The sequence below is a fragment of the Prevotella sp. PTAC genome, assembly GCF_013166535.1.
Taxonomy (GTDB): Bacteria; Bacteroidota; Bacteroidia; order Bacteroidales; family Bacteroidaceae; genus Prevotella.
Genome location: NZ_JABKKK010000004.1, coordinates 175,954 through 189,249, shown reverse-complemented (window position 1 = coordinate 189,249; position 13,296 = coordinate 175,954). Strand labels below are relative to the sequence as shown.

Annotated in this window: 12 protein-coding genes; 5 read left to right on the top strand and 7 right to left on the bottom strand. The window is 43.4% G+C overall.

Translation table 11 applies throughout. The features are described from left to right. Window positions 1-162: 162 nt before the first annotated feature. On the bottom strand, window positions 163-2,670 hold the full coding sequence (locus HPS53_RS04315) for a DUF4007 family protein (protein WP_016212912.1): 2,508 nt from the start codon (window positions 2,668-2,670) through the stop codon (window positions 163-165). A 567-nt stretch (window positions 2,671-3,237) separates the two neighbouring features. Between HPS53_RS04315 and HPS53_RS04310 the strand changes: the two genes are divergently transcribed. After that, window positions 3,238-3,771, top strand: a complete 534-nt coding sequence (locus HPS53_RS04310) for a hypothetical protein (RefSeq protein WP_016212913.1) — start codon at window positions 3,238-3,240, stop codon at window positions 3,769-3,771. Window positions 3,772-3,981: 210 nt separating this feature from the next. On the opposite strand, the gene HPS53_RS04305 is transcribed toward HPS53_RS04310, so the two are convergent. The 5 genes from HPS53_RS04305 to pnuC form a co-directional block, all read right to left on the bottom strand. Further along, window positions 3,982-5,136 carry a site-specific integrase gene (locus tag HPS53_RS04305; RefSeq protein ID WP_172204604.1) on the bottom strand — a complete coding sequence of 385 codons (1,155 nt, stop codon included), beginning with the start codon at window positions 5,134-5,136 and terminating at the stop codon, window positions 3,982-3,984. Next, window positions 5,133-5,696 (bottom strand): helix-turn-helix domain-containing protein, encoded by a 564-nt coding sequence (locus HPS53_RS04300; protein WP_172204669.1) that lies wholly within the window; start codon window positions 5,694-5,696, stop codon window positions 5,133-5,135. Before HPS53_RS04300 ends, HPS53_RS04305 begins: the two co-directional genes overlap by 4 nt. 213 nt (window positions 5,697-5,909) lie before the next feature. Continuing rightward, entirely contained in the window at window positions 5,910-7,832 is a 1,923-nt protein-coding gene (gene dnaK / locus HPS53_RS04295) for a molecular chaperone DnaK (RefSeq protein ID WP_172204602.1), read from the bottom strand. A gap of 297 nt (window positions 7,833-8,129) precedes the next feature. Further along, window positions 8,130-8,786: a thiamine diphosphokinase gene (locus tag HPS53_RS04290; RefSeq protein ID WP_172204600.1), complete on the bottom strand. Its 657-nt coding sequence runs from the start codon at window positions 8,784-8,786 to the stop codon at window positions 8,130-8,132. Next, on the bottom strand, window positions 8,783-9,376 hold the full coding sequence (gene pnuC / locus HPS53_RS04285; protein WP_172204598.1) for a nicotinamide riboside transporter PnuC: 594 nt from the start codon (window positions 9,374-9,376) through the stop codon (window positions 8,783-8,785). The genes HPS53_RS04290 and pnuC overlap by 4 nt, the downstream gene beginning before the upstream one ends. A gap of 1,151 nt (window positions 9,377-10,527) precedes the next feature. On the opposite strand from pnuC, the gene HPS53_RS04280 reads away from it, so the two are divergent. The 4 genes from HPS53_RS04280 (at window position 10,528) to HPS53_RS04265 (ending at window position 12,309) form a co-directional block, all read left to right on the top strand. Beyond that, window positions 10,528-10,671 (top strand): hypothetical protein, encoded by a 144-nt coding sequence (locus HPS53_RS04280; RefSeq protein ID WP_158249618.1) that lies wholly within the window; start codon window positions 10,528-10,530, stop codon window positions 10,669-10,671. Between the two features lie 55 nt (window positions 10,672-10,726). Then, on the top strand, window positions 10,727-11,674 hold the full coding sequence (locus tag HPS53_RS04275; protein WP_104370390.1) for a manganese catalase family protein: 948 nt from the start codon (window positions 10,727-10,729) through the stop codon (window positions 11,672-11,674). Window positions 11,675-11,709: 35 nt separating this feature from the next. Further along, complete coding sequence (locus HPS53_RS04270; RefSeq protein ID WP_172204596.1) at window positions 11,710-12,045, top strand: hypothetical protein; 336 nt, start codon at window positions 11,710-11,712, stop codon at window positions 12,043-12,045. A gap of 75 nt (window positions 12,046-12,120) precedes the next feature. Then, a complete protein-coding gene (locus HPS53_RS04265; protein ID WP_104370388.1) occupies window positions 12,121-12,309 on the top strand; it encodes a hypothetical protein in 189 nt (62 codons plus the stop codon). Window positions 12,310-12,440: 131 nt separating this feature from the next. Here HPS53_RS04265 and queC read toward each other — a convergent pair whose 3' ends face one another. Continuing rightward, on the bottom strand, window positions 12,441-13,097 hold the full coding sequence (queC, locus tag HPS53_RS04260; protein WP_104370387.1) for a 7-cyano-7-deazaguanine synthase QueC: 657 nt from the start codon (window positions 13,095-13,097) through the stop codon (window positions 12,441-12,443). Window positions 13,098-13,296 lie beyond the last annotated feature (199 nt).

The following is a 13,296-nucleotide window of genomic DNA, read 5'->3' as shown; positions in this document are numbered from 1 at the left end:
CCCGTACCATACGTACCGTCAATCCAAATTGCATTAGTTGTTTCTGATTAACTTCATGGAAGTTCTATAAAATCGGCTTGGCCATTATGCAAACCATAACTATAAGTGCATTTGACTTTTACAATATTGTCCCTCATAAATCCAACTTAAACGACATGACCATCATCCTACTATCAACTTAAGGGCACTAAAAGCATCCAAATCTTCACGAAGTGATATATGGTCAAGTCCCATATTAAGTTCTGCGGTGAGAATTTGGTTCCTTTCATTACTTAAAAAATTGAGCTCTTTTATGAGCATTTCCTTAGAAACGCCGAACTCTCTCCATAAGCCATGTTTTGAATTCTGATTGTATAAATCGCTAATTCTAAATGATTTAACATCTAAGAAAGAAGCGAATTTATACAAAGAATACGCAATCGCTTCTCGTGATAACTCATCGTAAGGCATCTTCTTATACCTTGTGTTTTCGATTTTATACAACAAACCTAAGTTTCCAAGAGGACTTTCTCGAAAAGTCCTAAATAACGCATATATAATTTTGCCTACTGAATTTATCGCCATTTCGCCATAATCATTGTGAGCTAATTCGGCAATATCTTTTTCTGTGAAAACGAAATTCCAATCAACATTTCCTATATACCATTCCGCAATGGGAGAATTGTATGATAGGTTTATCCATAGCAATTCCCAAGCCAAGTCAGGTGCATTAATATATAAATCGGCAATGTATTTACCGAATTCTGTTATATTGTGTTTTTTCACATCATCCAATATTTCAGCTTGAACTAGCCACTTTTTAAATGGTGGAATCTGTTGAGTTTCATTAAGTCCATGAATCTTATCTTCAAAATAAGTTTCATATGTACACAGATATGTTTCTAACCAGCTTTCATTTAGCCCGAATCTATTATAATCAGTCAGTTTCATCTTATTTTTTGCTTTATCTATTCCTGTTACTTTCAATGAATTTGCTACAATACAACCATCCTCATGAAAAGTTAGACATTTGCCACAATGGACACATTTAGTATAGTCTATTTTTGCATCAGGGAGAATACTTAATGCACCCGTAGGACATTCAACTTCACAAGCTTCACAATTAATGCAATACACAGCTTTATTAATAGCTCGTTTTATTAAACCTTGTAGGACAGGCGATGCGTAAGTGTTCTCAAAAGAAATCTGTATAGAATCGTTTCTTTGCTCAATAGAATATTTGTACAGCGTCCCTTTGTATAATAACTCCCCCGAATTTGTATTACGGGTATATTTCCCAATAGCAGATAGAAATGTCAAGCAATCCTTCTTTGGATTTGTAATAGTAATTATTAAATGCGGTTTTGATGCCACAACCACCATGGATGATTTAGAACATAACCCTTTTCCACCAGCTCTCCTTTTCCAATTCCCGCTTTTTATATAAATATCTATGTCATTAACCCCTAAAGAGGAAACAAAAAGTTCTATTTTAGAAAGGAATGGACGTACTCGCTCATTGTAACGCATATTGGAAATCATATCGTTCCAATCCGAAGAGAAGGGGCATAGTACACATCCAACCCTTGTCATGCCATTTCTATAAGCTAAGTTTATCGGAATTTTGTACTTGAATATATATAGGTAAATTTCCACTATACTCCATTCAAGAATAGGAGAAGCGTTAATGACAGTATCGTGTTTAACACCTTTTCCTATTCGAGAATATCTTGATCGTTTTGTACTTTCCTCTGCTCGTACTCCATCAAACGTCAGTACTTTTGCTTGCTTATTAGTCCCCTCAATTTTTAACATACGATAGAGAGGGGCGGTCTTCATCACCGAACAGCACCAACGATGTGTATCACTGGGAGTACCTATCTGATCCCAATAGTTGAGAACGGATTCATGATTACGAGCTACGGAAAATTTCAAGTCGGGGTATAACGATGTATAATGCTGTCGCACTTGTTCGTAAAGGGCAAGTGAAGTAGGAAGTTCATAGCCGGTATCGCTATAAATCACTTCAAAGTCTGTAGAAGGAATGGCACGAGTGCAAAGGTCAAGTACTACTTGACTATCTTTTCCACCGGAAAAAGAAGCGAGAAAACGGTCTATTTTGGTGGAATGGAAAATACGTTTGCCATTCTCTTTGGCAGTGTCGAGGGGTACAATATCGAAGCTGTCGCAATCTTCCTTTACAATAGCCATTTTCTTTTTATAACGCTTTTCTGCATTTTCAAGTAACTGGTTATAATCAAGTTGATTGGAAGCTACTTGTGCAGTACTACGATTAGCAGATGTGTATTGCAAATATGTATCTCGGATAAATTCAATAGCTTCGCTTTCCAATAGAAAGAGGAAGTCTTTGTTACGGTGTAGCATTTTTGCCACATCCACGCATTGTAAGGTTGCCTTTTCTTTCCCTTTCTGAAACAGAACGATAGGAGAATCATAAATATTCGCCCCTTTTGCTTCAAACATCAATTCCCCACGATAAAAGTATTGTTTGTTGCAAGCCCACATCAAAGGCTCTTCTGTATGAGGATATTTCCAACCTAATTCGTGTAACTTTAACAAATTAAGTTCTTCCCAGAATACAGGACGTGGCGTTATCCCCAAAGTGTCTGAAGTAACGTGCGAGTGAAGCAATACCCCACCAGTCTCATAGTCCCAAGAAATCTTATACATAGATTAATTCTGCCTTCTGAAAAATCCTTGTATGGCAGAGTTCCCGATACCATGATTATACAAAGCATATTTGAACTAAACAAAAAAGCGTGGGAATCTTGCCTGTTGCCCATCCCACGAATCGAGGCCTTCGCATTGCCCAACAGTCAGAACGGACAACGCAGAAAGCCCACGCATGGTATATATTAATCCCATGCGTGAACGAATCGAAATATACAATGTATATATTTACGACAATTCACGGCAAGGCATAATATACCTACCGTGAACATCTACTGTTGTCTTGTCCTTTGACTGTTGTTGTAAGTTGCGAAGTTACGATTCGTCAAAGACAAGCGTCAAGTAAACGCTCTTTATGTAAAGTTGCACCCACCCGCTATCCCTCTTCGGGCTTCTGCAAGTATAATGCATCTGCAAAATTACACATTTTTATTGGAATATCAGTAATTATCAAAGATTTTTTAGGATTTGATAAAAATGAGCCAAATGAAAGGATTGTCAATCAAAGAATTTTCGTATCTTTACCAAGATTTGTATAAACAACGGTTATCATATAGATAGTTCATAATGGAAATCAATATACAATACAAAGAGAACTCTACATATTCTAATGCGGCTATTGAAGCAGTTAGATATGGATTCCAATATCGCAAAGAGGCAGAAGTGTATGCGATAGAGAATAGATGCAAACTCAACCATTGCCTACCTGCACCATCTGATATTCTCCTTTTTCTTGCAGAAGCTATTATTGGTGGAATAGCCTATGATGTCTTAAAATCAGTTGTCCATAAGACGTGGGAAAAATTGAGAAGCAAAAAATTAATCAATAAAGACAAGAATGTACATAACATCCTGACTACGGAAGAATCTTTAGATGAATTTTATACATATATAAAGGAATTCCATCAAAGAGAAATGAATATAACTGAAATACAAGAAAAGTACATCAAAGAAGAAGTCTGCGCTGATTATCATGGCGAAAAATCAGCCATTATATATGAGAAATATCATAGATTAGCCTCTGTTGAGGAGTTAATTATAATAAATAAAGAGGCTCTCCAAAAGGCGAATCGCATTATAGTTCGTAAGAAAGAATCGTAGGGCTTACTAATGAGAATTATAATCTTCACGTTTCCAAATGTAAATTAGCGTTTGAAACTTTTGCAATATAAAAATATTTCAGTGAAATATGCTGAGAAGAAAACTATCTTTCAAAAAAAATGATTACCTTTGCATTCAGGAAAAGCGTTTTTTGATTTAAGGCAAAATGAGAAGAATACGGAATTTCGCTCGTTTCCAAATCGTTAGCAGTCAAACTGGAATCCTTTGTAAGTCGTTCGTTTTCAGTAGGAAAGAAGAATGAGAATGTCTTCCACAATGGAAGGTGATATGCTTCTTGATGCCGGATGCTTCTATCCAAGCTTTCAAAGGACGGGAAATCCAAGAGGCATCTGTCAATCCCTCAAAAACGAGAGCTTCATCATCATTTGGACGCTCACCGCATAGTTGAAGGGCTTGTTGAATGACTGGCTTATAATCGGGTCGTTTTGTCTTTTGCTGAACTACGACCGCTTGCCATGTGCCTTTACTCGTCTGCTGAATCTGTTTCCATTTCAATGCTTGGATATCACTATGTCGCAATCCTGTAAGGATAGAAAACAAGAACGCACGTTTCAGAACATCATCTTTGCAAGGAGTATCAACCAACATTTGCTCTTCATTCATAGTAAGTGCAACACGAGGTGTCTCTATGTTTGTTATTCCTTTTACTTTTGCGCTGATGTCAACCGTCAGATATTCATCAACAAACGCCTGCTTCAATCCGGCTTTGAGAATGGAGAAATAGGTGGATGCCGTATTCTGTGAGATAGTTCCTTTCTTATTACCTCCCATCGGGGCACGTAACAGGAACATCTTGATGTCTTCAAGTAGTTTCACGGAAATCGTTTTAAACGGGATCGGGTTGCCTTGCGAATAGATTTTCAACAATTCTCCCACACGGGTCCAGTTGACTATGATTGAATTAGAGCTATTGGGATGCCGTTTGCAGATGATGCCATTGAAGTACTTGATAAAGTCCTGTTCGCTTCGTTCATTTTGTACCGCGATTTCGTTTTCCTTATCAGTGTAGAGGACGGCACTGTCATATTCGTGCTGGCGTAACTTACGCACATTGTCGGCATAGATACAAGCCTCTTGGTCTATCGTTGAACGGCATTGGATAATTCCATTCAAATCACGCTTAGGCTTATAGTTGAATGTTCCATCCGGCAAGATACGTGCAATGGACGACTTGTCCCAAACAGGTGTGGATATAGTCCGGTTAATGGATTCCACCACACGGCTTGCCCGTTTAGAACCTCTCTTGTAAACCGGGTACGACTCTATAATCAGATACCACTCTTCTTTGTAGTTCGACCTTCTGAGCTTGACGGTCACTTTGGTATGGGGTAATGCTTTCTTCATTCTACTTCTGATTTATATAGATTATCAAATTCTTGTTTGGGTACATACACATAGTTTCCTATTTGTCTTGAGGGGATGGAGTATTTTCTGACGTGCGCCCATACTGAACTATCATTAATATGATATTTCTCACAAATCTCTGTAATGGTATAACAATCCTCTGGCTCTAAGCTATATGTTTTAGGAACAGGCTTTTCTTTTTCTGCAATACTTTCCTGCCTGTTTAGAAAAAGCCTTTCCATTTCGGAGCGTTTGATTCGTGTGAGTCTTGTACCCATGTTGATTACAGGAATACGTCCTAATTTGATTAGACGATAGAGGGTACTGCGTTCTACCCCGAACATAGCTACCGCTTCCTTTACAGAAATATACTCTCTAATGTCTGATACTTGTCGGGCAATGGCTTCTAACTTTGCGTTTCTATCCTTTACGTCCTTTTTGCGTTTCCAAGCCACTTTGCTACATTTAGGAGAACAGTAATGGCTGTCGAGTGTTTTTGCGACAAATACTTTGCCGCATACCTTGCACTTCCTTTTGATTTCAAATCCGATTGTTGGCATATCATCTACTTTTAAGTGTGTATTAGTATGTATAAGTGTGATTAAGTCCCACATTATCTACTTTTTTGTCTTGTCGCAAATATGTCGCAAATAAGAGATAAAAAAGCCCATAGAAAACACATAGCAACCATGAACCCCATAAACGCAAAAAGCGTGCAACTCATTGAGCTGCACGCTTTTGCTTATTGTTTGTTATCTGTTTCCTTATCGGAATCATTTAACTTCCTCAAAGTCGGCATCCTGAATATTTTCATCTGCCTTTGAGCCGTTATTCTGCGCCTGCTGGCCGGATGCCTGCTGAGCATTGAAGCCTTGATCGGCACCCGGTTGGCCTGCTCCCTGATACATCTGCTGGCTGGCCGCCTGCATGATGTTGTTTAGGTTGGCTGTCGCAGTGTCTATTGCGGCTATATCGGCTGCCTTGTGGGCATCTTTGAGCTGTTGCAGAGCAGTCTCGATAGGAGCCTTCTGGTCGGCCGGAATCTTGTCTCCGTTGTCTTTCAAGAAGTTCTCTGTAGTGAATATGAGCGAGTCTGCCTGATTCAACTTGTCGATGCGCTCACGCTCCTTCTTGTCATTCTCAGCGTTCTGCTCTGCTTCTGCCTTCATGCGGTCGATTTCCTCCTGACTCAGACCAGATGAAGCTTCGATACGTATTGCCTGCTCCTTGCCTGTCGCCTTGTCTTTGGCCGACACTTTGAGAATACCGTTGGCGTCGATGTCGAACGCAACCTCAATCTGCGGAACACCGCGGCGAGCCGGAGCAATGCCTTCGAGATTGAACTGACCGATGCTCTTGTTCTGAGCGGCCATCGGACGCTCACCCTGCAATACGTGGATTGTCACGGCCGTCTGGTTGTCCACCGCGGTAGAGAATGTCTCCTTCTTGTTGCAGGGTATGGTCGTATTAGCCTCGATGAGTTTAGTCATCACACCGCCCATAGTCTCGATACCGAGAGTAAGCGGAGTCACGTCGAGCAGCACGATGTCGCCCACGCCGCCTTCCTTGTTGAGGATCGCGCCTTGAATGGAAGCACCCACGGCCACAACCTCGTCGGGGTTCACACCCTTTGAAGGCTCTTTGCCAAAGTAGTTCTTCACCAGTGTCTGCACTGCCGGTATACGGCTTGAGCCGCCCACGAGAATAACCTCGTCTATATCCGATGTGGATAGTTTTGCGTCGCGCATTGCGTTCTGGCACGGTATGAGACAGTTCTGGATCAGTTCGTGAGCCAATTGCTCGAACTTAGCGCGTGTCAGGGTTTTCACCAAGTGCTTCGGCACACCGCCCACTGGCATGATATAAGGCAGGTTGATCTCTGTCGACGTAGAGCTTGACAACTCTATCTTCGCCTTTTCAGCAGCCTCTTTCAGTCGCTGCATAGCCATCGGGTCTTGCGTAAGGTCCGCTCCCTCCTCGTTCTTGAATTCCTGCACGAGCCAGTCGATGATAACCTGGTCGAAGTCGTCGCCGCCGAGGTGTGTGTCACCGTTTGTCGAGAGCACCTCGAACACGCCGCCGCCAAATTCAAGTATCGAGATATCGAACGTACCGCCACCAAGGTCGAACACAGCAATCTTCATATCCTTGTTTGCCTTGTCCACACCATAGGCCAGTGCGGCCGCAGTAGGCTCGTTGACGATGCGTCGAACGTTAAGACCAGCGATCTGTCCGGCTTCTTTCGTTGCCTGGCGCTGAGAGTCTGAGAAGTATGCCGGCACGGTTATCACAGCGTCTGTCACTTCCTGTCCGAGATAATCTTCGGCCGTCTTCTTCATCTTCTGAAGCACCATTGCCGATATTTCCTGCGGAGTGTATTTGCGGCCGTCGATGTCTACGCGCGGATATCCGCCCTCGTTTACCACTGTGAACGGCACGCGGCCGATTTCCTTGCTTGTCTGGTCCCAAGTCTCACCCATGAAACGCTTGATGCTGTACACGGTGTTCTTGGGGTTGGTGATGGCCTGACGCTTTGCCGGGTCGCCCACCTTGCGCTCGCCGCCCTCTACGAAGCCGACAACCGACGGTGTGGTGCGCTTGCCCTCGCTGTTTGCTATCACTACCGGCTCGTTGCCTTCAAACACGGCAACGCATGAGTTTGTAGTACCTAAGTCTATTCCAAGAATCTTTCCCATAATCTTTATTTTTTTATTTATTATTTCCGTTATTAATTTGTGTACTTGCTTTCGCTTTCCGCAGATATTATAGCAAAGCGCGTGCCAAACATAATCCAGGTATGACTTAATGTCTGTTTCTTGCGCCATTTTGTCACAAGCATTATCAGACATGCCTCAACCGTAATCATTTCCTACCCGTTCATCTATGACATAAAACGTTTTTGGGCCGCTTTTCCCGGAACAAACAATTATATTAATGGCAAAAGAACAGAACTTCACGCCCATTAATCCGTCGGCCATACATAGCCAACCGAATTACCGCACAGTTTCCTTATCCGGAACACTCAATGTGCGGTATACGAGCACACGTGCTTCCGGTGAGAGCGTCACGGTGAAGCTGTCGCCTGTGGCCTCGTTCAGAGTGCCTTGCCACCAAGCCGTCAACATCATGTCGCTGATCGGCCAACGCAGACCCGACGCGGACAGCGTGCCGGAAGGAGAAAGGGAGAACAGGGACACCTGTATGCCGGGCCGGCTCATGAGTGTCGCCGTTTTCATAAGCGGAGTGAAAAGTCCGTAGTCTGAAAGCATCTCTATGCGCCTGAACAGATACGCATGCTCCATAAGCAGAGAAATATTCCCCAACGTATGGTCTTCACGCATTCCGGTGGCTCCCAATATCAAAACATCCCGGTAGCCCGACCGGTGGGCGAACAGTATCGATTTGGTAAGGTCGTTCACTTCCTGGTCTTCCACAAGATGGATGCGGTCGGCATACCGCTCCCGGAAACCGGGCGAAAGACTGTCGAGATCGCCGACGATGGCGGTCGGTACTATGCCGGCCTTGTCTAATGACGCAATGGCTCCGTCGCAGGCAATGACGACGGAAGCCCTACGCAGAAAGCCCAAAGGAAGGTCGGCTTGCGGAAAACTGCCGTTTGCCATTATTACGCAGTCATAAGGTTCAATCATCTTTGTCTTATTCCTTTCTTTTTCCATGTATACAATCCGATTGCCGCCAGTATGGCATAGCAAAAATAGAGAAACATCGTGGGGTAAAGCCCGCGCCCGCAATAAAGCCATACGGATACACAGTTGACAACAATCCAAAACACCCAATGCTCAATGAAGCGCCGGGCCAACATCCATGTGGCAACTATCCCGACGGCCGTGGTAAAAGCGTCGCCAACCGGTATCGGTGAGTCGGTAAACCGATGCAACAGGTTGTATAGCGATGCGAACAGCGCGGCAATGGCAAGCATGACTACACCGAGAAGACGGGGAGTCAGATTGCGGTAGATAATCTCATCCCGGGTGGCCGTTGCCGCGGCATCCTCTTTGCCCTCCTTGCCTTGCGTCCACTGCCAGAAACCATAGACACTGATGACCACATAATATATATTCAGACCCATGTCAGCATATATCTTTGAAAAGAAAAACACAAAGACATATACAAAAGAGGTCAGAAAACCGACTATCCACATGGCACGGTGTTGCCTGATTTCCAAAAACATGTAAAGCAGACCGCTCAGCACTCCGAAATATTCCAATAGCCGTTCCATCTCTCAGACTTTATAATTTGACAACCTCAATAATGTGATAATCGAGAAAAACCGTTTACCTTTAAATATACCTTACGCTCACGATGGCATCATACGTACCGGCTCTGCAGGTTTGATAGCCACCGGTAGCCCACGCTCCGACGTATCATTACGGATGTCTCTCCTCATATTCGACTGCAAAGGAACGAAAAATAGACGTAACAGCCAAAATATATGGGAATTGTTTCAAAGATTGAAATGTCTTTGGATGAATATCCTTTATCATCCAAAGCGTAAAAAAATACCAAGCCATAAGGCATCCGCACGTTTCTCTGCAACGGCCGGACTTTCGGCCAGCATCATCCACGGCATACCGCGACAGGAATTTCCACGTAAACGATTTCGTAATAATAAAATCAAGGATTTAACACTTTATTTTTCACCGAAATAGAAAAACAAATGCGATACTGATTGCGATACACAATACGATAGGGCCTTGATCTTACCACCGAAATTCGCCTGATTTCCTGCTACGGGTGTCTAAATGGAATCCGTTCGGCTGCCGATTGCTCTCCGTTTAGCGGCTAAACGAAGAGCAACGGGACGCTAAACGCAACGCAATCAGTATACTAAACGCAAACCAGGACTTTCAAAAAGCGGAATGCAAGGAGTGCGAGCAACAAACATTTCTCGTATAACATTGATATACAACATATTGCATAAAACGCTGAAATACGGCGATATTTGCGGCCTCCGCATCTTAATTTTCAAATAACCTAAATATGAATGACCTTTTGTAAATATTATTCTTTATTGTCATCCGGACATACTAAGTTTCCGCACCCATTTATAAATAAGATACAACAGCATTAAATCATCCTTACTGAGAGTGGAAAACGGAATCAAGAATGTATAAGGCAAAAATATGTCAAAAAAACTTTCATATTCACGTTAATTATAAATATACTCCCCGTATAAAACTTTTTTAATTTAATGGGGTTTAATAGTACTGAATAAATGGTATATTATTTTTTTCTTTGCGTACTGTCTTCATATATTTGCAAACAAATCAGGACAACGACCGGATTTATCAAACCTCAGGATAACGCGCCTCTTCCCCTGCGCATGAGAGAAAAAGGGGAGTCTTGTTTTACTTTTAAAAGACATGTATTATGGAAACAAAGAAAAAAAGTTGTACCAAGACCGCCAAGTGTGCGGAAGACAACAAGAAGAAAGAGTGTAAGACCGATAAGCAGAAAGAAACCTGCAAGTCTGAAAAGCCAAAGTGCCAAGCCAAAGCCAAAAAGGCTAAGTGACAGGCACAGAAAGAGACAGATTAACTTATTATCAACAACTTAAATTCATTAGCTTATGTTTTATCATGTAAAAGACTTGCAGTTCAACGCAAGAGTATCAAAACCAGATCCGCGGTTTGCAAGAGTGATGCTCGAAGCTTTCGGCGGAGCAAACGGAGAGTTAAAGTCAGCACTGCAATACTTCGTGCAGGCTTTCAGTTGTCACAATCCTTATCCCGACAAGTATGACATGCTCATGGATATAGCCACCGAAGAGTTCGGACATCTCGAAATCGTAGGCGCTACCATACAGATGCTACTCGGCCCGGTAAACGGAAAGATGAAGGACGCGGTGGAGACCATGCCGCTCAACTGCATGATGCGCGGAAAGGAGGGAAAAGAGGAACTCATACACCAGGCTTTCACCAATCCTCAGTTTCTGGTGGGTGCGCCGGGCAGTCCCGCCCTGACAGACTGTAACGGAAACCCGTGGAACGCCACATACGTATCGGCAAACGCCGATCTGTCGGTAGACCTGCGCTCAAACATGGCAGGAGAGGCACGTGCAAAAATAGGCTACGAAAATCTCATGCAACTGACAGACGACCCGATGGTAAGAGAGACGCTTATGTTCCTCATGACACGCGAGGTGACACACTACCAGCAGTTTGAGGCCGCATTGGAGACAATACAGCCTAACTTCCCGCCGGGAGCATTGCAAACATCTCCGAAATACAGCAACCTTCACTTCAAACTGTCGAAAGGCGACGAAGCCGTAGGGCCGTGGAACGAAGGCAAGAGCACCCAATTCGGCGAAGAATGGCTGTGGATAGACGACCCCATCGACGAGGTGAGAAAGACAAACGGTCTTGTAGACCGTAAGCCGGAAGGTACGTCGCGCACAGAGAAAGAGATGCGCAAGAAAGACGAGCAGCTCTCGGCAGAACACCGTGACGAAGTGTTGTCGGCCACTCCGGACAAGGATATGCAATGGTGTAAATATTGCAATGAGGAAGAGAAATAAAAACAGTAATGAACAATTAAAAACATAAAAAAACCATGAAAAAGATATTTTCAGCAGTCATGGCACTCGCCGCAACGGCGGCCATGACATCATGCGGCAACGACAATAAATGTTACGGAAACGATAACTGCCGTGAAAACTGCACCATAGAGAGAATGGAGAATTCTGCCGACAAGGCTTCCAACAAGATGAAGAAAGACTGGGAGAAAACAAAGCAGAATGCCAAAGAAGACTGGAAAGACACCAAAGAAAACGTCAAGGATGGTTGGGAAGACACGAAAGACAACGTGAAGAAAGGCTACGACAAGACGAAAGAAACCATAAAGAAAGGTTACAACGAAACCAAGAAAGAGGTCAAGGAAGCCTTATAATAACGGAAGCCTTACGATTCAAAGTCTTCAAGAGTTTAATAACACAAATGTCAAACAATTAAAAAAAACTGTATTATGATAGGATTTATTATTTGGGTCATCGGTATGATACTCACCATCAGAGCCGCTTTTGAGATTGCAAGATATGACGTTTCGCTATGGAAAAGAATCGTCGCCATCATCATTCTGGTCTCCACAAGCTGGGTAGGACTTCTGTTCTATTACCTGTTCGCAAGAGACCGCATGGAGTCATGGCTTGAATGAAAAGCAAGACCCCGGCCGTGAACAAGGCCGAGAATAAATAGAAAAGCGAAGCACCGGAAGTAAAATGTTTATCAGCTTACTTTAAACAATATCCGGCGGCTTCGCTTTTTCATGCCGTACCGCTACTACTTTCAGTCCTGCATGTATGGCGTGGTATCCTCAATACCGGCCTCGGCCAATGCCTCGCGCCGCTCAACACACGTGCCGCAACGCCCGCAATGCACATCACCGCCTTTATAGCACGACCATGTCTCAGAGTAGTCCAGCCCCATTTCTTTACCCCTACGCGCTATATCAGCCTTGGTTATGCCGGTATACGGAGCGAGAATGCCGGCTCCGACGTAAGTTCCGGCCTTTGCCGCGGCATCGAAAGCGCATACGAATTCCCGGCGGCAATCGGGATATATGGAATGGTCTCCACCATGATTTGCCATCATCACGTACCGCAGACCATTACTTTCGGCAATTCCGACGGCAATGGACAGCATTATTCCGTTTCTGAAAGGCACCACGGTAGACTTCATGTTCTCGTCTGCATAGTGCCCGTCAGGAACAGCATCGGCTCCTTCGAGCAGCGAGCTCTTGAAGTATCTGTTCATAAAATCAAGACTTATCACGATATGCTTTATCCCCAGCCTCTCACAGTGCATACGTGCAAAAGGTATCTCACGGGCGTTATGGTTGCTCCCGTAATCAAACGATATGCCTACCGCTATGCGGTCACGGTACTCATGCAGCATGGTGACGCTGTCCATTCCGCCACTCACTATTATCACTGAATCTTTCATATATGGTTTATTGACTGTTTAAAGACGCAAAAATAGGAAAATAAAAACAACGCTCCAAACAAACAAAGTGTTTTTTATACAATATTGCAAAGTCCATATTACATTTCAATGACAAAGCCGCAAAAAATATATAAAATCGCAATCATCGGATATTCATTATTGATATAATTTACTAACTTTGTAGTTCGAAGTTAAATGT